At 54.9% G+C, this 22,498-nt stretch carries 21 protein-coding genes; 4 read left to right on the plus strand and 17 right to left on the minus strand.

Annotated features, from left to right (window positions below):
* Window positions 1-41 precede the first annotated feature (41 nt).
* On the minus strand, window positions 42-524 hold the full coding sequence (locus tag AC0XWG_RS19475; protein WP_028017533.1) for a glutathione peroxidase: 483 nt from the start codon (window positions 522-524) through the stop codon (window positions 42-44).
* Window positions 525-644: 120 nt separating this feature from the next.
* Here AC0XWG_RS19475 and AC0XWG_RS19480 point away from each other — a divergent pair, with 120 nt between their 5' ends.
* Window positions 645-2,366 carry a SulP family inorganic anion transporter gene (locus AC0XWG_RS19480; RefSeq protein WP_128348923.1) on the plus strand — a complete coding sequence of 574 codons (1,722 nt, stop codon included), beginning with the start codon at window positions 645-647 and terminating at the stop codon, window positions 2,364-2,366.
* 155 nt (window positions 2,367-2,521) lie between these two features.
* Here AC0XWG_RS19480 and AC0XWG_RS19485 read toward each other — a convergent pair whose 3' ends face one another.
* The 16 genes from AC0XWG_RS19485 to paaA all read right to left on the minus strand — a co-directional run bounded on the left by AC0XWG_RS19485 (window position 2,522) and on the right by paaA (window position 16,495).
* Window positions 2,522-3,070, minus strand: coding sequence for a hypothetical protein (locus AC0XWG_RS19485; protein ID WP_238934273.1), 549 nt, complete (start codon window positions 3,068-3,070; stop codon window positions 2,522-2,524).
* Window positions 3,071-3,252: 182 nt separating this feature from the next.
* Window positions 3,253-3,771 (minus strand): DUF2569 domain-containing protein, encoded by a 519-nt coding sequence (locus AC0XWG_RS19490; RefSeq protein ID WP_028017536.1) that lies wholly within the window; start codon window positions 3,769-3,771, stop codon window positions 3,253-3,255.
* A 45-nt stretch (window positions 3,772-3,816) separates the two neighbouring features.
* On the minus strand, window positions 3,817-5,229 hold the full coding sequence (locus tag AC0XWG_RS19495) for a hypothetical protein (protein ID WP_475680953.1): 1,413 nt from the start codon (window positions 5,227-5,229) through the stop codon (window positions 3,817-3,819).
* Window positions 5,230-5,364: 135 nt separating this feature from the next.
* A complete protein-coding gene (gene paaY / locus AC0XWG_RS19500; RefSeq protein ID WP_108089988.1) occupies window positions 5,365-5,961 on the minus strand; it encodes a phenylacetic acid degradation protein PaaY in 597 nt (198 codons plus the stop codon).
* A 9-nt stretch (window positions 5,962-5,970) separates the two neighbouring features.
* Window positions 5,971-6,903 (minus strand): phenylacetic acid degradation operon negative regulatory protein PaaX, encoded by a 933-nt coding sequence (paaX, locus tag AC0XWG_RS19505; RefSeq protein ID WP_028017539.1) that lies wholly within the window; start codon window positions 6,901-6,903, stop codon window positions 5,971-5,973.
* Between the two features lie 80 nt (window positions 6,904-6,983).
* Entirely contained in the window at window positions 6,984-8,300 is a 1,317-nt protein-coding gene (paaK, locus tag AC0XWG_RS19510) for a phenylacetate--CoA ligase PaaK (protein ID WP_028017540.1), read from the minus strand.
* Window positions 8,301-8,326: 26 nt separating this feature from the next.
* The gene (gene pcaF, locus AC0XWG_RS19515) at window positions 8,327-9,532 is read right to left on the minus strand and encodes a 3-oxoadipyl-CoA thiolase (RefSeq protein WP_128347899.1); all 1,206 of its coding nucleotides are present in this window, start codon (window positions 9,530-9,532) and stop codon (window positions 8,327-8,329) included.
* Complete coding sequence (gene paaI / locus AC0XWG_RS19520; protein ID WP_028017542.1) at window positions 9,532-9,954, minus strand: hydroxyphenylacetyl-CoA thioesterase PaaI; 423 nt, start codon at window positions 9,952-9,954, stop codon at window positions 9,532-9,534. The genes pcaF and paaI overlap by 1 nt, the downstream gene beginning before the upstream one ends.
* Window positions 9,944-11,368 (minus strand): 3-hydroxyacyl-CoA dehydrogenase PaaH, encoded by a 1,425-nt coding sequence (paaH, locus tag AC0XWG_RS19525; protein WP_475680954.1) that lies wholly within the window; start codon window positions 11,366-11,368, stop codon window positions 9,944-9,946. The genes paaI and paaH overlap by 11 nt, the downstream gene beginning before the upstream one ends.
* A 1-nt stretch (window position 11,369) precedes the next feature.
* The gene (gene paaG, locus AC0XWG_RS19530) at window positions 11,370-12,158 is read right to left on the minus strand and encodes a 2-(1,2-epoxy-1,2-dihydrophenyl)acetyl-CoA isomerase PaaG (RefSeq protein WP_128347900.1); all 789 of its coding nucleotides are present in this window, start codon (window positions 12,156-12,158) and stop codon (window positions 11,370-11,372) included.
* Window positions 12,158-12,925 carry a 2,3-dehydroadipyl-CoA hydratase PaaF gene (gene paaF / locus AC0XWG_RS19535; RefSeq protein WP_028017545.1) on the minus strand — a complete coding sequence of 256 codons (768 nt, stop codon included), beginning with the start codon at window positions 12,923-12,925 and terminating at the stop codon, window positions 12,158-12,160. The genes paaG and paaF overlap by 1 nt, the downstream gene beginning before the upstream one ends.
* Entirely contained in the window at window positions 12,922-13,992 is a 1,071-nt protein-coding gene (gene paaE / locus AC0XWG_RS19540; protein ID WP_028017546.1) for a 1,2-phenylacetyl-CoA epoxidase subunit PaaE, read from the minus strand. Before paaE ends, paaF begins: the two co-directional genes overlap by 4 nt.
* A 7-nt stretch (window positions 13,993-13,999) precedes the next feature.
* Window positions 14,000-14,497, minus strand: coding sequence for a 1,2-phenylacetyl-CoA epoxidase subunit PaaD (paaD, locus tag AC0XWG_RS19545; RefSeq protein ID WP_475681123.1), 498 nt, complete (start codon window positions 14,495-14,497; stop codon window positions 14,000-14,002).
* A gap of 14 nt (window positions 14,498-14,511) precedes the next feature.
* A complete protein-coding gene (gene paaC / locus AC0XWG_RS19550) occupies window positions 14,512-15,258 on the minus strand; it encodes a 1,2-phenylacetyl-CoA epoxidase subunit PaaC (RefSeq protein WP_128347902.1) in 747 nt (248 codons plus the stop codon).
* Between the two features lie 8 nt (window positions 15,259-15,266).
* Window positions 15,267-15,554: a 1,2-phenylacetyl-CoA epoxidase subunit PaaB gene (gene paaB, locus AC0XWG_RS19555; RefSeq protein WP_006175064.1), complete on the minus strand. Its 288-nt coding sequence runs from the start codon at window positions 15,552-15,554 to the stop codon at window positions 15,267-15,269.
* 11 nt (window positions 15,555-15,565) lie between these two features.
* The gene (paaA, locus tag AC0XWG_RS19560; RefSeq protein WP_028017549.1) at window positions 15,566-16,495 is read right to left on the minus strand and encodes a 1,2-phenylacetyl-CoA epoxidase subunit PaaA; all 930 of its coding nucleotides are present in this window, start codon (window positions 16,493-16,495) and stop codon (window positions 15,566-15,568) included.
* Between the two features lie 285 nt (window positions 16,496-16,780).
* Between paaA and paaZ the strand changes: the two genes are divergently transcribed.
* From paaZ to AC0XWG_RS19575, 3 genes are all read left to right on the plus strand, one after another.
* Complete coding sequence (paaZ, locus tag AC0XWG_RS19565; RefSeq protein WP_128347904.1) at window positions 16,781-18,820, plus strand: phenylacetic acid degradation bifunctional protein PaaZ; 2,040 nt, start codon at window positions 16,781-16,783, stop codon at window positions 18,818-18,820.
* Window positions 18,821-18,985: 165 nt separating this feature from the next.
* Entirely contained in the window at window positions 18,986-21,262 is a 2,277-nt protein-coding gene (tynA, locus tag AC0XWG_RS19570) for a primary-amine oxidase (RefSeq protein WP_475680955.1), read from the plus strand.
* A gap of 114 nt (window positions 21,263-21,376) precedes the next feature.
* Window positions 21,377-22,483, plus strand: a complete 1,107-nt coding sequence (locus AC0XWG_RS19575; protein WP_128347906.1) for a GGDEF domain-containing protein — start codon at window positions 21,377-21,379, stop codon at window positions 22,481-22,483.
* Window positions 22,484-22,498: the final 15 nt, after the last annotated feature.

Here is a 22,498-nt window from a genome sequence, read left to right on the forward strand (position 1 = left end):
AAAAGTACGCCAGAAGCAAATATCTCGAATAACGGGAACACTCAGATCTTGAGTGCGGCGAGGATGGAGGCTTCCATTTTCTCCGGCGTCGTGAACGGTGCAAAACGCTTAAGCGGTGTACCATCGCGACCTATCAGGAACTTCGTGAAATTCCACTTGATCCGTCCCCCCAGCACCCCGGGCAATTCATTTTTCAGGTAACGAAACACCGGGTGCGCGGCATTGCCGTTGACCTCTACTTTCTCGAACATCGGGAAGCTCACACCGTAGTTGATATAACAGGTCTGCTCGATTTCATCAGCACCACCGGGTTCCTGCTTACCAAACTGGTTGCAGGGGAAACCCAGCACCACAAACCCATGGCCAGCATACTTCTTGTAGAGCGCTTCAAGGCCAGAGTATTGTGGCGTGAATCCACACTGACTGGCAGTGTTCACCACCAAAACCAGTTTGCCAGCATAGTCAGCCATTGAGATAACCTGGCCGCGCAGACTGGTAGCAGAAAATTGATAAAAGGTGGTCATATCGCGCTCCTGAGAGTAACAACTGCCAATGCCGGCAAAGCCTGGAACCATTTTAAAACAAAAATTTTATTTAGAAGCGTGCCATCATTACGTAGGTAAGATCAATATCCGGAGAAAAACGTGTTCGGAAAATTTTTATTAAACTACATGCCAGGGTTACAAAATTTATTAGCCTACGATAAAAGCTGGTTAAAACATGATGTTAAAGCCGGGTTATCCGTTGCGGCTGTAGCACTGCCCGTTGCTATTGCTTATGCTGAGTTGGCGGGTGTTGGGGCTATCGTAGGTCTGTATTCATGCGTTTTACCAATGATAGCCTATGCGCTGTTTGGCTCTTCACGTCAGCTTATTGTTGGCCCCGACGCAACGACCTGCGCGGTGATTGCCGCCGTCGTGTTTCCTCTTTCTGCCGGAAATCCCGAACTGCACTGGCAACTGACGATCGTCATGACATTGATGATGGGCGGATGGTGTCTGCTTGCCAGTAAATTTCGCCTGGGTGCCCTTGCCGATCTGCTTTCTCACCCTATTCTGACTGGCCTGCTTAATGGCGTAGCCGTGACGATTATTGTCGGGCAATTAGGCAAGGTTTTCGGGATCAAGCTTGATGAAGCGCAGGTTATTGAGAAAATTATTGCCTTACCGGGCCGAATTTCAGACAGCCATTTATTAACCTTAGGAATATCCATTTTAACGTTAGCGATTTTAATGGCGATCAAAACGTTTCGCAGCCACTGGCCCGCACCGTTGATTGCCATCGTGATAACGACGTTTCTGGTATGGGGGACATCTGCGCAACAGTATGGTATTGCCACTATTGGGGGGGAAGGCTTCCAGCCCGGTTTACCGGTCGTTAACTGGGTGGCGTTCCAGCCGGGCCCGATGCGTGATTTAGTGATCCCGGCGCTGAACCTGGCTTTGGTTAGTTTTGTCAGTCTGATGCTGACCGCCCGCAGTTTTGCCGCGAAAAATGGCTATGAAATTAATGCTGATGCAGAGTTCAGAGCGCTGGGTATTGCGAATATCATGTCGGGGTTATCTCAGGGGTTTGCTATTAGTGGGGCCGATTCCCGGACCGCGGTTAATGATTCCACTGGAGGAAAAAGTCAGCTGGTATCCATTGTCGCAGCCTTAATCATTGGAGTCGTATTACTCTTTTTCACCCAACCCTTACAATTTATTCCGGTCTCTGCCTTAGGCATTGTTCTAATGTATGCATCGTGGTCATTAATTGATTTGCGTGGGCTATGGAACCTGAGACGAAGAAATAAACAAGCATTTCGCCTGGCCTTTTTCACGTTTGGCTGTGTTTTAATTATCGGCGTTATTCAGGGGATCGGCCTTGCGGTGCTGCTTGGCCTGTTACAGTTCCTGCGTACCGTCTTTCGCCCCTCTGAGCATTTACTGGGAACAGACGAAAATGGCATGATCCACTCATTAGGGAATACCACCGATATTAAAATGGTTCCGGGCGTGCTGATGTATCGATTTAACTCACCGTTGACCTATTTTAATGTGGCTTATTTTAAACGCCGCGTGTTGAACTTAGTTGAAGGCGCAGCAGAACAGCCTAAATGGGTGGTCATTGATGCCGTTGCCTGCTTCACCTATTCAGATATCAGTGTCCTGGCAACCATTAATGAGCTAAAGCGTGACCTGAAAGGTCGACAGATTAAGCTCATCCTTGCGGGCAGGAAAACGGAATTAACACGCTGGTTCAAAGAAAGTCGACCAACTATCAATGATGATGAAATGATTCTGGCGCCAGACCTCTATCTGGCACTCCGCTTCATTCAAAGCAAAGAGACTGCGAGTGAGGGTGAAACCGGTAGTGTTATATAACCCCAAACGGGTTGAAGGCGAATATTACCAGAATTTTCAAAGGGCTGCTGTCGCAGCCCTGCGATAAAGCGGAGAGGAAGATGTTACTATATGTCGCACAACCAACGGGTGGTACATCACTTCATTCTATAATGTCGTCACACCAGGTGAAGGATTCATCTAAAGCTCCACTGTGCTGTAATGACAAATACGGATGGAATTATAATACCCACATCCATCCCAAAATAAGACGTAAAATTGTATTGAAATCCATGGTATATGTAGGGAGAAAAGCCGATTCCTGTTACTTTTTTGAAATCATGGTATGACCCATGGTCACCACAATCACTGAAAGCATCAAAGAAAAACTCACCGACGTATCCATATATCCCTTTAAAAACCCAACCGTTATCCCACCCTGCCCAGTCTCTTCTGACGCCGGCAGCCAGACATCTGTTATCAAAGCTGTTTTTCATTGTGCCTAGCACAAAGCTATATTTCGAATCATCCGAGAACTTCCTCTCCACGGATATAAAGTTATTCTCAAAATTCTCAGTATATTGTCCGTGATTGTTTGTAAGATGATAGACGTATGAACCCGTGTTTATTGAGTACAGGTTTATTTCATCTGCAGAACAATGCAATGCAACCAGATAAAAACTTCCGCACCACAACCATGCGCGGTATCTTTTCCAAACTGTCTGTTCATGTGGACTATTATCCATAATCACTCACTTTGGCTAACGCGCTGAAATTGCGACGTTTTATCTTCGGCTTATCGCTGTACAAATTTTAGCATACTTTCGGATATGTGGGAGACACCCAATATTGGTTGGGTTGCTGAGATGACCTCCCAACAACGCCAAAAAATATTGCTTCCCTATCGTGTACTGGCGGCCAGCCTCGTCTACCAAATGAACGTCTTTTTAACCCGAACGGAGGTACGGAAGTACGGGATCCAGATACAAGCGTATATCACATGCATAATAATAGGCATTATCTGAGCCATATTCAGGGAGATCTGCGGAAAGATGTAAGAAGTGGCGACCCTGTCAATTAGCATCAGAGCGATACCCGAAACAAGCAAAGCACAATAAGCCAGAGGTAACTCTTTCTTTTTCCGCAAAAACAGAGAAACAATATAGATGATAAAGAGCAGGAAAACTAAGTTAATCCCACTAGCAACAAAGAGATAGGTCGTCTGGGAGAGCGGAAGACGACCTACCGTTTCCATCCCGGCACTTAACGTTACTGCCATAGAGTTAAAGTAGGCGTAAGCGATAAACAGCATATTGATAAATGGCAGATATAACAAACCACCTATTTTGCGATATCGTTTTTCTTCGCACTCAGAACAATATTCAAGATGCTGTGGGATCTCTTTATCACATTTAATGCACGTCCACTGAAACGCTGAATTGGTCATTTTATGTCCTTATTTCATAATAGCTCGGTAAGGCCTGGTTATTGATTATCGCGTCACACTCACATTTTCCAGCGTCACCAACCTTTCAGGCTTATCGCCCAGTTGCTGAGCAACAGGGACGAAGATATTGAGATCCTGCAGCCAGGCTAATTTGCTCCTGTTATCCGGTTGCCCCTCATTACTTTCGTGACACTCAACTAACAAATATTTCCCACTAAACTCAGGTGCGATACGCTGCGCATCCCCTTCCCCCGTCACTTCACAGCGCATCGCTGACGATGTGACTTTCTTATCCGCATCAATATTTTCCAATTTAGCCTGATATTTTTGACCCTGTACTAACGGGAAATGCAGATCCGTCTGCAATGTGTTGAGCAACATGGCACCGCTACTGATGGACATGGCGAATTTCAGTTGCAACAGATTAGCCAGCGTTAAACGTTGAACCGTCCAGATGCCATAATCTTCCAGCTTACGTATATAACCATCCGATTGCGCATCCAACTGGACTTTAATCTTACCGAGCGCGCTGACTTCGGTGTAACGAACCTGTTTAAAACGCGGCATCGCCCAGGATTTGATCAATGCCTGCACCTGGCGATCAATAGCAGCAGAAAGGGGGTATTTACTCAGCCATTGCGGATTATTATTGCTCAGATCGGGCATTGAGGGCCCCATCAACGTGGATGCTGACTTGTTCACCGCGGGTACAAAGCGCCCTTCAGCGGTGAAGGTTTTGCCTGCAGGTAGCTGGCAGAGTTGCTCAAAGTGTTGTGCCTTTTGAGCGTCAATCTTGAAGCTACTTTTGCGGCGAACAATATCAGCCGTGATGAGTGAGTCCGTTACGTGACCCTGGCCATCGAAGTTCATTGCAGCGACAGCGTCGCCCTGATGGGTTTTGCAATTATAGAAATAGTGCTCAATCTTTAATTCAAGCGGCGCGTCATAAGGCGGTTCCCAGATGATATCGGCAAAATCATATCCCATGCGTACCGTTAAAATGTCGCCAACGCGATGAATGCTGTTAACATCGACAAGATCGGTAATGCCCGTTGCAGACGTGGCTGATAATCTTTCCCACAGGGGTTCTTTTACCGGTAGCTGGCAGATCTTACGGATATCCTCTGCCGTCATCAGCTTATCATCCTGTGCTGGCGCATACCGCATGTAGCTGTCGCCGTAAAAACGGACTTTGGTTAACCCTTCATCATCCAGTAAATCCTTGTACAGAAGCTCGGACTTACCCTGCTTACAATCCACTGAACGCCATTGTTGCGCTGTTTTGCCGTTATTGAAGTTTAACGACACCATATAACTCACACGATCGTGGATGCGGGTAACAGACAAGGGGTTGATGCCACCGCCGATAAGTTCAGGCTTTTCAGCGGCCTGAGCAAAAGAAAACGGCAACAGAGAAAGTAAAAACAGAGGGCGTAGTAAAGGCCGTGCGTAATGCATACATGTTCCTTCATATATAATCAGAGAAAAAGATTATCGGCACCAGGGATTAAATAATTAGCCTCATTTAATTGCAACTGTACAGATAACCGCAGCATGGGTCGGTTCCATCCGCCCCTGCTTCAATATCTCACCTCACACCGCCGACTTCGGCCTTAAATTCTCATCAAACGTCAGCCGTTTCCGCCCAGGCTCCACTTCACGCAGCGGTTCCACCTGGTGCATGGTCAGCTTGCAGCGCTCCACCAGCACCTGATATTCCCTTGTACCCTGTTTTTTCCACGCCAGTTCCTGCTCGCTCAACTCGCGAATCGCTTTGGCCGGGCTGCCAATAATCAAATACCCTGCGGGCATTTCCGCTTTCGCCTTCACAAATGCCGCCGCGCCGACGATGCTGTTTTCACCAATCACCGCGCCGTCCATCACCACAGCGTTCATTCCCACCAGTGCGTTACGGCGGATAACACAGCCATGCAGAATAGCGCTGTGGCCGATATGGCCGTCCTCTTCCACCACCGTGTCCTGCTCAGGGAAACCATGCATCACGCAGTTATCCTGAATGTTCGCGCCATCTTTCACCACAATACGGCCAAAATCTCCGCGCAGGCTGGCGTTCGGGCCGACATAAACACCTTTCCCCAGGATCACATCACCAATGAGTACCGCCGTCGGGTGAACATAGCTCTCGTCAGGTACGACCGGCGTCAGACCATCAATTTGATAAACAGGCATCCTCACTCCTTATGTGCTCGTAAGACCACCAAAGCGTTGATAGTAGAGCGTGCCAGGCACGGGCAGTTCACCGACGGAGGTTTCGCCTTTCTCACTGACAAACGCCAGCGCCCCCGGTGCCACACGCTGATAAATATTGATGCAGAGCTGCCGGGCGCTTTGCCCGGCCCAGTGCGCTGGCAGTAGCTCTTCCGGCAGCAATGGGTCTTTCAGCACCACACGACGATAAAAATGGATAAGCAACAGCTGGATCTGGAAACAACGCTCTGGCGTCAGCTCCTCTGGTGTCGCCTCTTTCAGCAGCGGCAGCAGCGGTCGGAACGAGCTAATAAACGTTTCGTACATCGTGTTTTGTTCGGTCAGTTGCCAGCACTCTTCCACCCGCGAACGCAGCGCAGCGCGGGATAAAGCCAGCGGCGAGTGAGCTTCAAAGAAGATGACGTTTTCCGCCACGCCAGCATCATGAAGCAGGGACTGCACATCCGCCAGATGCTGCGATGGCGAGGCCATCAGGCTCGGCGCCAGCGTGCCAAACCCCTGCCAGATCAGCTGTTTTTTGACGTCAGCAAGCGTGGTTTTGTCCAGGCCTTCAGAGAGCAGCAATAACCATTTTCCGTCCCAGGCGGGCAACTCCGCGCGATAGATCTTATTCTCCGCGCGGCGGGTTAAGCGTAGCCCTTTGTCGCTCAGGCGATAAAAGCTGCGGCGTCCAATGCGCGAGACGTCAAGCCAGCCCTCTTTGTTAAGGCGGAATAACGCAGTTCGCACGAACCGTTCGCCGAACCCCATACCCTCCAGTAATGCCGCCAGGCTTCCGAGCCAAATCTCGCCCCCGCGATGGGAAAGCGCGTCACCGTATAATGAAGAGATAAGGGATGTCCCGCTGACCGGAACGGAGCTGACTGCGTGCTGGATGAAGGCGTCGAGTTTCATGTGATTCATTCTGTTGTAATTTTTGTCCCGGATGAATCATAGCATAGTTCTGCATTCCCTCTCTCCGGAGGAGAGAGGGAAGAAGAAACTCAGCCGTTGGCCGCGACTTTACGCAAATCAAACACCCGGCAGGCTTTCCCCTCTGAGCGCGGGATACTGCCGCAGTTAACGATCATCACGTCGGTTGAAATCCCGACCATGGATTTAATGCGGTGGCGCAACTGGTGGCACACCTGGCAACGCTGTTCGTGCGTCAGCGTCAGGCTGCTCTCTTTCAGCTCCACCTTCACGGAAAGTGAATCAAGATGTCCGCGACGGTTCACCTCCAGCTGGTAATGCGGCGAGAGATGTTCGAACTTCACAATTTCCTCTTCCAGCTGCGACGGGAAGACGTTGACGCCACGGATGATCAGCATATCGTCACTGCGACCGCTGATCCGGTCCATACGACGCATACTGCGCGCGGTTGCTGGCAGCAGGCGTGTCAGGTCACGGGTACGGTAGCGGATCACCGGCAGCGCCTCTTTCGTCAGCGTGGTAAACAGCAGTTCACCCTGCTCGCCGTCATTAAGCGGCGTGCCGTCGTTCGGGTTGACGATCTCCGGATAGAAATGATCTTCCCAGATGGTCGGACCATCAGCAGTTTCGATACACTCCATCGCCACGCCGGGGCCCATCACTTCAGAAAGACCATAAATATCCAGCGCTGTGATCCCTAGCCGTTTTTCAATCTCACGGCGCATGGCCTGCGTCCACGGCTCGGCGCCGAACACGCCCACACGAAGAGAACAGGTACTGGCATCGCCGCCCATCTGGCGTTCCAGTTCTTCAATCAGGTTAAGGCAGTAGGATGGCGTCACCATGATCATATCTGGCTGGAAATCCCGGATAAGCTGCGCCTGCTTCTCCGTCTGACCACCCGACATCGGGATCACCGTTGCGCCTAAACGTTCCGCACCGTAATGCGCGCCCAGACCGCCGGTAAACAACCCGTAACCATAGGCTACGTGAATTTTGTCTTTTGCACTGCCGCCCGCGGCGCGCAGGGAGCGGGCCACCAGATTGGCCCAGGTGTCGATATCATTTTGGGTATAACCCACCACCGTTGGCTTGCCGGTAGTGCCTGAGGAGGCGTGAATACGCACTACCTGCTCCATCGGTACGGCAAAGGTATCGAACGGATAGTTATCCCGCAGGTCCTGCTTGGTCGTGCACGGGAATTTACGGATATCCGCCAGCTCTTTGAAATCGTCAGGGTGAACGCCCGCTGCGTCAAACTTGCGTTTGTACATCGGTACGTTGTTATAGGCATGGTGCAGCGTCCATTTCAGACGCTCGGTCTGAAGGGCCTGTAATTCGTCAAGGGATGCTGTTTCGATCGGGTCAAGCTTTGTTGTATTTGTCATTGTAGGGTACTCACATTGTTATTCGCTCAAACACGCTCAAGGATCATGGCAATGCCCTGACCCACACCGATGCACATCGTACACAGCGCATAGCGCCCGTTGCGTCGATGCAATTCATTGCTTGCGGCCAGCGCCAGTCTGGCACCGCTCATCCCCAGCGGGTGGCCTAATGCAATGGCTCCCCCGTTCGGGTTAACGTGAGCGGCATCATCGGGTAACCCTAACTGACGCAGCACGCCCAGCGCCTGCGAAGCAAAAGCTTCGTTAAGCTCGATGACGTCCATATCGTTGATACTGAGTCCGGCTCGCTCCAGCACTTTGCGGGTGGCAGGTACCGGGCCTAAGCCCATCAGACGCGGTTCCACGCCTGCCGTCGCCATCGCCACAATACGCGTACGCGGGACTAATCCCTGCGCGAGCGCCATCTGTTCACTGGCGACGATCAGCGCCGCTGCGCCGTCGTTCACGCCAGAGGCATTCCCCGCCGTAACCACCCCATTTTTACGAAACGGTGTTTTCAGTCCGGCAAGCTGTTCAAGTGTCGTATCCGCCCGTGGATGTTCATCCACGCTACATTCCGTTACCGCGCCTTTTTTACCCGGCACCAGCACCGGCACAATCTCCTGCGCCAGAATACCGTTCTGCTGCGCCCTGGCGGTTCTATGCTGGCTGCGTAGCGCAAAAGCGTCCTGATCGGCACGGCTGATATTTAACAATTCAGCTACATTCTCTGCCGTTTCCGGCATACTGTCAGTTCCGAAGTGCTGATGCATGAGCGGATTCACAAAACGCCAGCCGATGGTGGTATCAAAGATCTCTGCCTGACGCTGAAACGCGGCGGTGGCTTTCCCCATCACAAACGGCGCGCGGGACATGGACTCCACGCCGCCCGCCAGCAACAGATCGCCATCGCCTGCTTTAATAGCGCGGGCTGCAAAGCCAATCGCGTCCAGCCCCGAACCGCACAGGCGGTTAATGGTGGTGCCGGAAACCGTCTGCGGTAATCCTGCCAGCAGGGACGACATGCGCGCCACGTTGCGGTTGTCTTCCCCCGCCTGGTTGGCGCAGCCGAGGATCACATCATCAATCCGCTCCAGATCAAGCTGCGGATAACGCGCCAGCAGCGCACGCAGCGGAACGGCCCCCAGATCGTCAGCGCGAACTGCGGAAAGTGCGCCGCCGTAACGCCCCACGGGGGTTCGTACGCCATCACAAATAAATGCATCACGCATCAGGCTTCTCCTGTCACACTGCCGCCAATGCGGTGCGATTTTCCGCGAAAAAGGGCGACGGTTTTCTGTTGTTGATTCTGAATTTCAATGTCATACACGCCGGTGAGTTTGCCCTGATGCTTTACCCGCGCGATGGCGGTCAGCGTATCCCCGGCAAAGCCCGGACGCAGAAAATCAATCGAGCAACCGGAGGCGACCGCCGCCAGCCCCTGGCTGTTGCAGGCGTAGGCAAAGGCGGTGTCCGCCAGCGAGAAAAGCTGTCCGCCGTGACAGGTTTTGTGGCCGTTTAGCATCTGCGGGGTGATGGTCATCGTCACCACCGCATAGCCTTCGTCCATTTCAATGATGTCGATTCCCAACGCCTGCGCGCAGGCGTCCTTTTCGTACATCGTGCGGGCGTTATGCCAGGCGTTAGGACTCATAGCTACTCTCCAGAAGCGCACGCTGGCGCAGCAGTGAACAGGGACGATAACGTTCTTCACCGTAATGACGTTGCAGGTTCTCCAGCAGCGTCAGCAGACGTTGCCAGCCCAGACGCTCCCCCCAGGCAATCGGACCGCTCGGGTAGTTCACACCGAGGCGCATGGCGGTATCAATATCCTTCTCGCTGGCCACCCCTTTTTGCAGGGCATCCAGCGCTTCGTTGGCAATCATCGCCAGCGTGCGCCAGACCAGCATGCCCGGATAATCGGCAATTTGTACGACCCGTTTGCCCTGCTGTTGCAGGTACCAGATGGCTTTTAACGTCGCGGTCTGCGGGTTGCTGGCTGCCGCCGCAATCACCGCCACATCGCGTTCAATACGGTCAACCATCACCACCGGGCAGTTAAGGCGCAACGCCAGCGCCTGAGCGGTTTCACCCTGCGTTTCCATCAGATACACATCGTCAATTTCAGTGACGCCGTCACTTTTCTTTTCGATGCGCATCGGACGATAACTGGCATCCACGGGCTCAACCCACTGCACGTCGGGTTTATCCCCTTGCCAGTCGTAAACGCCCTTTCCGCTTTTTTTACCGAGTCGCCCCGCCAGCACCAGCTCCTGCTGGACCAGCGAAGGCAGAAAACGGCGTTCCTGCCAGAAGGCGTTAAACACCGAACAGGTCACGGCAAAGTTAACGTCCTGACCAATCAAGTCTGTGAGTTCCAGTGGTCCCATCGGGAAACCGCCGCCTTCGCGCAGTGCGGCGTCAATCACTTCCGGTGCGGCCACCTGTTCTTCCAGTGCGCGCCAGGCTTCAGAGTAGAACGGACGTGCAACACGGTTCACGATGAACCCCGGCGTTGACTGGCAGCGAACGGGTTGTTTCCCCCAGTTGAGCGCCAGCTCGCACAGCGCATCGGCCACTTCCGGAGAGGTCGCCAGCCCGCTGACCACTTCCACCAGCTTCATTACCGGTGCCGGGTTAAAGAAATGCAGTCCCGCCACGCGCTCCGGGTGGTGCACGTCGGCCGCAATCGCGGTAACTGAAATAGACGAGGTGTTACTGGTCAGCACCGTCTGAGCCGGGCAGATCGCGGCCAGCTGTGCAAACAGCGCCTTTTTCACCTCCAGACGCTCAGAGGCCGCTTCAATCACCAGATCTGCCGCCGAGAGTGCCTCGATATCGGTCACTGGCAGCAGTCTGGCCAGGATTTGGCTACCGGCATCTGCGGAGAGTTTTCCCCGCGTCACCCGGGAAGCCAGACGCTGGCGAATGCCGTCAATGGCGCGCGAGATCGCATCTGCGGAGATGTCGTATATCAGGACGTGATGACCATGGCTGGCCGCGACTTCGGCAATTCCGGCGCCCATCGTGCCGCTGCCAATCACGGCGACAGTGCGTATGTTCAACATCTTATTTCCCCGTAAAGTTCGGCGCGCGCTTTGCCAGGAAGGCGCTGACGCCCTCGCGGTAGTCGTCGCTGCGCCCGGCCAGGCGTTGATAGTCGCGCTCGAGATCGAGTTGCGCATCGAGGGTGTTGGTTTCCGCCGCGTTGATGGCCTGCTTGATCAACCCCAGACCAAACGTCGGCTGTGAGGCAAAATGCAGCGCCATCTGCTGTGCCGTGGCGGAAAGCTGCTCGTCGTCCACCACCTGCCAGATCATCCCCCAGGCCTGCGCTTGTTCGGCGCTGAGTTTGTCCCCCAGCAGCGCCAGCCCCATAGCGCGAGCGCGTCCGGCAACGCGCGGCAGCAGCCAGGTGCCGCCGCAGTCCGGGACTAACCCAAGCTTGCTGAAGGCCATGACAAAGTTGGCGGAACGCGCCGCAATGACCATGTCGCATCCGAGCGCCAGCGTAGCCCCGGCACCGGCCGCCACGCCGTTGACCGCGCAGATGACCGGCTTCGGCAGTTTTGCCAGGCGGCGGACCAGCGGGTTGTAAAACGTCTCCACGGACATGCCCAGATCCGGCGCCGGGCCGTTGGGGTCAACATTGCGGTCATTCAGATCCTGACCGGCACAGAAACCGCGTCCTGCCCCGGTGATCAGCAGACAGCGGATGGTGTCATCACGTTCGGCCTGTTTCAGGCACTCCGAAAGCTGCTGATGCATCACGTCGTTAAAGCTGTTCAGACGCTCCGGGCGATTCAGCGTAATGGTCATTACGCCTTGCTCTACGTTACTCAGGATAAATTCCACAATTAGCGTCCTTTAAAGTCGGGGGTGCGTTTCTGTAAGAAGGCATTGATACCTTCCCGGCGGTCTTCGGTCGCGGAAAGCAGCGTAAAAAGCTGACGTTCCTGTGCCAATCCTGCCTGCAATGGCACTTCCTGAGACTGGCGCAGCGCCTGTTTCGCGGCCTGCAAGGCCAGCGGCGAATGACGCGCCATCAATGCCGCCTGCTTCAGGGCATACTCCAGCGTCAGGGATACCGGGAACACATCGCTGACCAGCCCAGCACTCAGCGCCTGTTGCGCGGAGAGACTTTCCCCGGTCAGCACCATTTTGCTGGCGAGGGATTTACCCACGCTGCGAATGAGGCGCTGCGTGCCGCCCGCGCCAGGCATAATCCCGAGGGTGATTTCCGGCAGACCGAAACGCGCGTTATCCCCGGCGATCACCACGTCGCAGAGCAGTGCCAGTTCACATCCAGCCCCCAGCGCGAAGCCGTTCACGGCGGCAATCAGCGGTTTGTTAAACGCGTCTATCCGCTTCCACAGCTGCGGACGGATATCGTTCAACGTGGCCGGCAAGTCTTTATCTGCCATTTCGTTGAGATCCGCTCCGGCCGCGAAGCAACGCTCGTTGCCATAAATAACGCAGGCAGAAATGCCGCTATCACAGGCCGCCGCCTCAAGCTGTTCCGCAATCTGCGTCAGCAGCGAATTGTTGAGGGCGTTGCGTGCCGCCGGACGGTTCAGCGTCAGCTGCAACACGCGGCCATGGCGGGTGACAATCAGTTCGCTCATGCCATCCCCTTCGCGTCGAAATCGACGATCACGTCAGCGGTTAACGGCAGCGACTGACAGCTCAGCACATACCCGGCGGCCAGTTCGTCCGGCTCCAGGCTATAGTTGGTCACCATGTCCACTTTGCCGCGCAGCACTTTACATTTACAGGTGGCGCACACGCCGCCTTTACAGGCATACGGCAGATCCGCCCCCTGGCGCAGCGCGGCATCAAGAATACTTTCATCGTCCGCCGTCAGGGTGATTTCACGGTCACGGCCGTCCTGACGAACGGTGACTTTCTGCCCCTCCGCCTGCACGCTAACCGTGCGTTTAGCCGTAGAGCCTGGCGTATTAAAACGTTCCAGATGGATGGCTTTTTCCGGCATCCCCAGCGCTTTTAATGTGCTTTCGGCCTCATCCATCATCGCCGACGGACCGCAGATAAACGCTTCATCGTACTGGCGGAAGTTGATCAGCGTTTTCGCCAGTGCCTGCAGTTTTTCCCCGTCAATACGACCATGGAGAAGATCGCTATCCAGACGCTCCTGGCTGAAGATGGAGACCAGCTGCAGACGCTGCGGGTATTTGTCTTTCAGGTCCGCCAGGGCCTGGCGGAACATCATGCTCTGGCTGCTGCGGTTGCCGTAAATCAGAGTGAAATGACTGTTCGGTTCGGTGGCAAGCGTTGCGGATAAAATCGCCAGCATCGGGGTGATCCCGGAGCCTGCGGCAATCGCCAGATAGTGTCCTTCACGTTCCGCCTGCGGCTGGTAGCCAAACTGGCCCTGAGGAACCATCACCTCCAGCGCCATACCCTGTTTAATCTGATCCCGGGCATAGCGGGAGAATCGTCCGCCCTCGATGGCTTTGACCGCCACGCTGATCTCACCCGGTGCGCTGCTCCGGCAAATGGAGTAACAGCGGCGCAGTTCATCCCCGCCTAGCTTCGTTTTCAGGGTCAGGTGCTGCCCCGGACGAAAGCGGTACGCGTCCTGTAATTCCTGCGGCACCGCGAAGGTGATCGTTACCGCATCACGGGTTTCAGGTTCCACTTTTGCCACTGTTAATGAATGAAACGTTGTCATGGCAGCCTCAAATACATTTGAAATAGTCGAAAGGCTCACGGCAGGTGTTGCAGCGATAGAGCGCTTTGCAGGCCGTTGAACCAAATTCACTGATAAGCGAGGTATCGGTGCTCGCACAGCGCGGACACGTCACCTCTGCGGGCACATGGGCATGACAGCTGTGGCCGACCGGCGGGCTGATGCCATATTCACGCAGACGCTCGCGGGCATCAGCAGTCATCCAGTCGGTGGTCCAGGCGGGTTCAAGCTGGAGCACAATATGAACCGGCGTAAACCCGTGTGCGGTCATCGTTTCGCGGATAGCACCCAGCAGGTGTTCCGTCGCCGGGCAACCTGAGTAGGTCGGCGTGAAGCCAATGACCCAGCCTTCACCTTGCGGTGCGACGCTTCGCACCATGCCCAGATCGGTGATGGTTAACACGGGCACTTCCGGGTCCGGGATCTGGCTTAACAGCGACCAGATCTGCGGGATCTCCGCAGGTGCAATCTCAGCAAAACGCTGCATCATGACCTCCGCTATTACCACTGTTGACCCGGATACGCGCGCTGGAGATATTGCATTTCCGCCAGCATCGGGCCCAGATGTTCGGTATGTAGCCCTTTCTTGCCTCCGGTGCGATACGCCACTTCGTCGGGTACCTTCAGGTTGGCTTCTGCCAGGCCGGCAAACACTTCGCTTTCCCACGGCTGGCGCAAGGTGCGCGGTTCAACCGCCACGCCGGAGGCAATCAGCTCCAGCTCAACGTCATCGGCTTCGAACAGTTCGGCCGTAAAGCGCCACAGGTTATCGATGGCCTGCTGCATTTTTTGCGCGGAGGTTTCGGTGCCATCGCCCAGGCGCACCAGCCAGCCACGGCTAAAGCGCAGATGGTAGCGCGCCTCTTTAATGGCTTTTGCGGCAATGGCGGCAAGCTGACTGTCGCTGCTGTGTGCAAGGCGTTCATATAGCGCCACATTCCAGGCATCCATCAGGTACTGACGAGCAATCGTGTCGGCGAAGTTGCCGTTCGGCTGCTCCACCAGCAGTAAATTGCGGAACTGACGCTCGTCACGCCCAAATGCCAGCGTGTCTTCATCGCCCTGACCTTCCAGCTCCGCGGCATAGGTCAGGAAATTGCGCGCCTGCCCCAGCAGGTCGAGACCGATATTTGCCAGCGCGAGGTCGATCTCAAGCTCCGGTGCGTGACCGCACCAGGCGCCGAGACGCTGCGAAAGCACCAGACCGTTGTCGCCCAGACGAAGGGCATATGCAGTGACTGTTTTCATCCCCAACCTCACATATGCTCGATGCCATCAGGAATGGTGTAAAACGTCGGGTGGCGGTAGACCTTGCTTTCCGCCGGGTCGAAGAACTCGCCGCTCTCTTCCGGCTGGGAAGCGATAATCTCGCTCGCCTTGACCACCCAGATGGAGCACCCTTCGCTGCGGCGGGTATAAGCATCACGCGCATTTTCCAGCGCCATGCGATCGTCAGCGGCATGCAGACTTCCCACGTGACGGTGGGACAAACCTTGTTTGCTGCGTACGAACACTTCGTACAGCGGCCAGTAGACATTGCTCATCGTGATTCCTCTCAAGCCACTTTGCGGGCATGTTGTTTTTCTGCGTGCGCCAGTGCAGCTTCACGCACCCACGCCCCCTCTTCCCAGGCCTTGCGTTTGGCGGCCAGGCGTTCGTGGTTACAGATGCCACGCCCGTTAATCACCTCTTCAAATTCCTGCCAGTCGATCTCGCCGAAACGGTAATGACCGCTCTCGTCGTCAAAACGCAGGTCGGGATCGGGCACCGTCATGCCGAGCATCTCCACCTGGGGAATGGTGTTGTCGACAAAACGCTGGCGAAGTTCGTCATTGCCGAAGCGTTTGATTTTCCAGGCCAGGCTGCGGGCGCTGTTCGGCGAGTTGTCATCGTTCGGCCCAAACATCATCAGTGCCGGCCACCAAAAACGGTTGATGGCGTCCTGGAGCATCTGGCGTTGGGCTTCACTACCCTGCGCCAGCGCCATGCAGGCTTCAAAGCCCTGACGCTGGTGGAAGCTCTCTTCTTTACAGATTTTCACCATTGCGCGGGCATACGGCCCATAAGAGGTCCGGCACAGCGCCACCTGGTTAACGATGGCGGCGCCGTCCACCAGCCAGCCGATCACGCCGATATCGGCCCAGCTCAGGGTTGGGTAGTTGAAGATGGAGGAGTATTTCATCTTGCCGTCGAGCATCTTCTGGTAGATGTCTTCCCGCGCGCAGCCCAGCGTTTCTGCCGCGCTATACAGGTACAAACCGTGTCCGGCTTCGTCCTGCACTTTCGCCAGCAGGATCGCTTTACGACGCAACGTCGGTGCGCGGGTGATCCAGTTACCTTCGGGCAGCATGCCGACAATTTCGGAGTGCGCGTGCTGGCCAATCTGGCGGATCAGCGTCTTGCGGTAGGCCTCAGGCATCCAGTCCTGGGGCTCTATCGCCGTCTCCTGCGCTATGCGCTGCTCAAACCGTTGTTCTTGCGTCACGTCATCACCTTTATGATTCGTTAGTTTGCAATCTAAAGCGAAATGTTGAATCACTTTGTTTTTTAAAAGTTACACAAAGGTTAAATATAACCCCAAGAATTGTTTCCTGGTTTTGTGATGCCGCTCGCAAGGCTTTTACAGCACACCCTAACATCCGGGCTTTTGCGCACTGCACTTCATCAGTGCCGGATCACAATGTTAACAAATCATTAAAACTCAGCTTGATTTTTATGATTCACGATCAAACTATTAATGGTGAATTTTCGTAACATTTGGAGATAAGCGATGCAGCAGTTAGCCAGCTTCTTGTCCGGTACCTGGCAGTCTGGCCGGGGCCGCGAACGCACTATTCATCACGCCATCACTGGCGAAGCGCTGTGGAGCGCGACCAGCGAAGGGCTGGATATGGCGGCCGCCCGTCGCTATGCCATTGAGCACGGCGGCGAAGCACTTCACAAAATGACCTTTATCGAACGTGCTGCCATGCTGAAGGCGGTGGCGAAACATCTGCTTAGTCACAAAGAGACGTTTTATGCCCTGTCCGCCCAGACCGGGGCGACAAAGGCAGACAGCTGGGTGGATATTGAAGGCGGTATCGGTACCCTCTTCACCTATGCCAGCCTGGGCAGCCGCGAACTGCCGGATGACACACTGTGGCCTGAGGATGAGTTGATCCCTCTGTCGAAGGAAGGTGGTTTTGCCGCACGCCATGTCCTGACGTCAAAATCAGGCGTGGCGGTCCATATCAACGCTTTTAACTTCCCGTGCTGGGGCATGCTGGAAAAACTGGCACCCACCTGGCTCGCCGGGATGCCTGCCATCATCAAACCCGCTACCGCCACAGCGCAGGTGACCCAGGCGATGGTGAAATCCATTATCGACAGCGGCCTGGTACCGGACGGCGCCATCAGTCTAATCTGCGGTGGCGCAGGGGATCTGCTGAATCATCTCGACAGCCAGGACGTGGTGACGTTTACCGGCTCCGCCAGTACCGGGCAAAGCCTGCGCGTGCACCACAATATTGTGGCGAATTCCATTCCCTTCACCATGGAAGCTGACTCCCTGAACTGCTGCGTACTCGGGGAAGACGTTACGCCAGACCAGCCAGAATTTGCCCTGTTCATTCGGGAAGTCGTCCGTGAAATGACCGCCAAGGCCGGACAAAAATGTACGGCGATCCGCCGCATCATTGTGCCGCAGACGCGGCTCGATGCCGTCAGCCAGGCGCTAATCGCGCGGCTGGAAAAAGTGGTGGTGGGTGACCCGGCGCAGGAAGGGGTAAAAATGGGCGCGCTGGTGAACAGCGAACAGCGTGCGGACGTTCAGGAGAAAGTGGATCAGCTGGTTGCCGCAGGCTGTGAAATCCGCCTGGGGGGCAAAGCGGATTTGCAGGCTACTGGTGCCTTCTTCCCACCGACCCTGCTGTTCTGTCCGCAGCCGGATGAAACACCGGCAGTTCACGCGACTGAAGCCTTTGGTCCGGTTGCGACCCTGATGCCGTATCGCAATGCAGCCCACGCGATGCAGCTTGCCCGCGCGGGCGGTGGAAGCCTGGCCGGGACGCTGGTCACTGCGGATCTGGCAACCGCCCGCCAGTTTATTGCCGGCGCGGCACGCGCTCACGGACGTATTCAGGTCCTCAATGAGGAATCCTCGAAAGAGTCTACCGGCCACGGTTCTCCGCTTCCTCAACTGGTCCACGGTGGTCCAGGTCGCGCGGGCGGCGGTGAAGAGCTGGGTGGCCTGCGCGCAGTGAAGCACTATCTGCAACGCACCGCCATTCAGGGCAGTCCATCCATGCTGGCTGCCATTGGCAAACAGTGGGTGCGCGGTGCTGACGTGCAGGAAGATCGCGTTCATCCGTTCCGTAAATACTTCGAGGAGTTGCAGCCGGGCGACAGCCTGCTGACGCCGCGTCGTACGCTCACAGAAGCGGATATCGTGAACTTTGCCTGCCTGAGCGGCGATCACTTTTACGCGCATATGGACAAGATTGGCGCGGCAGAGTCAATCTTTGGCGAACGCGTGGTCCACGGTTATTTCCTGATTTCCGCCGCAGCAGGATTGTTCGTTGATGCGGGTGTCGGGCCGGTGATTGCCAACTACGGCATGGAAAACCTGCGCTTTATCGAGCCGGTTAAACCGGGCGATACCATTCAGGTGCGCCTGACCTGCAAACGTAAAACGCTGAAGAAACAACGCACCGCCGAGGAAAAACCGACGGGCGTGGTGGAGTGGGCCGTTGAGATTTTTAACCAGCATCAGCAGGCCGTGGCGCTCTACTCCATTCTGACGCTGGTGGCGCGCCAGCAGGGTGACGCCTGACACTTTTCTCTCTCGCACGTTGACCGGGGTGTGATGCCACCCCGGTCTTTTTTTAACCTGGCAAGACTGACAAATAATCTGGCAGATGCAGGCAAACGCTTTTCTCAGGCGCCTGTCAGGATAAGGCTGTCACCACACAATAAACACAACAAGATGAGGTCTACGATGGGAAGCAATTCTTCTTTTTCTGCCCGTAGAACGGCACTGGCTATGGCTGTTGCGCTGTGTTGCGCCTGGCAATCCCCTGTTTTCGCTCACGGCAGCGAGGCGCACATGGTCCCGATGGACAAAACGCTGCAGGACTTTGGCGCGGATGTCCAATGGGATGATTACGCACAACTGTTCACCATCGCGAAAGACGGTGCTTTTGTGAAGGTCAAACCGGGGGCGAAAACCGCTATCGTCAACGGTAAATCCCTCAAGCTGCAGGTACCGGTGGTGATGAAAGGCAAAAAGGCCTTTATCTCTGACACCTTCATCAACGACGTTTTCCAGTCCGGCCTCGACCAGACTTTCCAGGTTGAAAAACGCCCTCACCCGTTAAACGCGCTAACGGCTGACGAAATCAAACAAGCCGTAGAGATCGTCAAAACCTCTGCGGATTTCAAACCGAATACCCGTTTTACCCAGATTGCCCTTGCTGAGCCAGATAAGACCAAAGTGTGGGACTTTGTGCTTAACGGTACGGCAGTGGATTCTCCCCGCCAGGCGAACGTGGTTATGCTCGACGGGAAGCACGTTATCGAAAGCCGGGTGGATCTGAAGGACAAAAAGATCCTGAGCTGGGAACCGGTAAAAGACGCACACGGCATGGTGCTGCTGGATGACTTCACCGCGGTTCAGCAGATCATCAACGAGAGCACTGAGTTTGCAGAGGTGCTTAAAAAACACGGTATCACCGATACGAAGAAAGTGATTACCACGCCGCTGACCGTCGGCTATTTTGACGGTAAAGACGGCCTGAAGCAGGAAGATCGCCTGCTGAAAGTGGTCAGCTACCTGGACGTCGGTGACGGTAACTACTGGGCGCATCCGATTGAAAACCTGGTGGCCGTAGTCGATCTTGAGCAGAAGAAAATCCAGAAAATTGAAGAAGGCGCTGTTATTCCGGTTCCCATGGCTCCGCGTCCGTATGACGGCCGTGACCGTATCGAAACAGCGAAAAAGCCCCTTGAGATCGTCGAGCCAGAAGGCAAGAACTACACCATTACCGGTGATATAGTGCACTGGCAGAACTGGGATTTCCACCTGAGCCTGGATTCCCGCGTCGGCCCGATGATTTCGACTGTGACGTACAACGATAACGGCAAAAAGCGCCAGGTTATGTATCAGGGCTCCTTAGGTGGCATGATCGTCCCTTACGGCGACCCGGACGTGGGCTGGTATTTCAAAGCCTATCTGGATTCCGGCGACTATGGCATGGGCACCCTGACCTCTTCGCTGGTACGGGGGAAAGACGTGCCGTCTAACGCCGTGATGCTCAATGAAACGATCCCGGATTACACCGGTGCGCCAATGGAGATCCCGCGCGCAATCGCCATTTTCGAACGCTACGCCGGGCCAGAATACAAGCATCAGGAGATGGGACAGCCAAACGTTAGCACCGAGCGTCGTGAACTGGTGGTACGTTGGGTGAGTACTGTCGGTAACTACGATTACATCTTCGACTGGGTATTCCATGAAAATGGCACCATTGGAATTGATGCTGGTGCGACGGGTATCGAAGCGGTGAAAGGCGTACTGGCGAAAACCATGCATGACGCCACCGCGAAAGACGACACCAAATACGGCACACTGATCGATCACAACATCGTGGGTACTACCCACCAGCATATCTATAACTTCCGTCTTGATATGGATGTGGATGGCATCAACAATAAACTGGTAGCGATGGATCCGGAGGTTAAACCGAACACCGCCGGTGGCCCGCGCACCAGTACCATGCAGATCAATCAGTACGACATTGATACCGAGCAGCAGGCGGCACAGAAATTCGACCCGGGCACTATTCGCTTGTTAAGCAATACCAGCAAAGAGAACCGCATGGGCAACCCGGTCTCGTACCAGATTATCCCTTACGCGGGCGGTACACACCCGGTAGCGACGGGCGCGAAGTTTGCCCCGGACGAGTGGATTTACCACCGGCTGAGCTTTATGGATAAGCAGCTGTGGGTCACCCGTTACCATCCTGATGAGTTGTACCCGGAAGGGAAATTCCCTAACCGTTCCATCCACGATACGGGCCTGGGGCAGTACAGCAAAGATAACGAGTCACTGAATAACCAGGATGACGTCGTCTGGATGACCACAGGGACAACCCACGTCGCCCGTGCCGAAGAGTGGCCGATCATGCCGACGGAATGGGTACATACTCTGCTTAAACCGTGGAACTTCTTTGACGAGACGCCAACGCTCGGCAGGAAAAAAGACGAACAGAAATAATCAGCAGCCGGGCGTAATGCCCGGTTTTTTTGCCTTTCATTTTGATGATTCATCCAACCTGCTTATAGTTAATGATATCTCACCTTCACGCCCCCGGACGGGTAAACAACCTTTATGGAAAAAAGACGCAATACACCACCCGAGCTAGCCACCTGGCCCACCCGAAAATCCATGGTGCACCATGGCCTGTCGATGAATCTACCGTGGCTGGCTTTCGTGAACGTGAGCTTTGCGCTGATGCTCCTGCTGCGCAACGTCTTGTTCGGTAACATCGACAGCCAGGTCGGTGCAACGAAATACCTTACGATGATGGTCGATACCTCAATGCTGGGGGTCATTATCCTTTCAACCGCGCTGATGGTTATGGCCTGGCGACGTATCGTCGGGATCAGTGTCGTGCTGTTTATCTGCAGCCTGCTGTGGTCATTGTGTAGTTATTTGTTGATCACGGTTGTTCAGCTTCCTCACGCCTGGCCAATCTTCGTGATTCTGTTGCTCGCGGGAATGACCGCGCTCTATTTTCACCCGTCGGGGCTGCTCTCTTTTGTCCTGCCGCTCTGGATCGCCCTGCCGTCTGCAAGCATCGCCCTGAACCAGAGCGTTAACCTGCGCTTTGCCGTGATCTGGGTGGTATTCACCCTGATCCTGATTTGCGGGCGCTTTATCCTCCTGAACTGGTTCGAAGAAGCCTGGCGACGTAACCAGCAGAATCAGCGACTCATTCTGCGGCTGGACGCGCTGGCGCATCTGGATGCGTTAACCCAGACGGCAAACCGCCGGGCCATGGAAACCGTGCTGGAGAACGCGGTTGATCAGAAAAAAGCCTTCTCGCTGATTATGCTGGATGTCGACTATTTCAAACTTTACAACGACACTTATGGCCACCAGGCGGGTGACGACTGCCTGGCGCAGGTAGCGCAGGTGCTGAAAAAGTCAGTACGTACACCTCACGACGTTGTTTCTCGCTACGGTGGTGAAGAGTTTGTAGTGATCCTGTTTGACTGTCCGGAGAACATGGCAGAACAGGTTGCTCTACGCATTCAGGAGGGGTTGTATTCAGCCGCGATACCGCACAGTGGTTCGAAGGTTAGCGGGGTTGTCACCGCCAGCATGGGGATTGCGGGAATGGAGGACGGTCTGGCGGGTCCCGAGATCATCGCCCGGGCTGACGCGGCGCTGTATCGGGCGAAAGAGGCCGGGCGGGATCGGTGGTCCCGTTAATAAAGCCGGGTGAGG

This window comes from Enterobacter sp. DVT3837 (genome assembly GCF_056238685.1).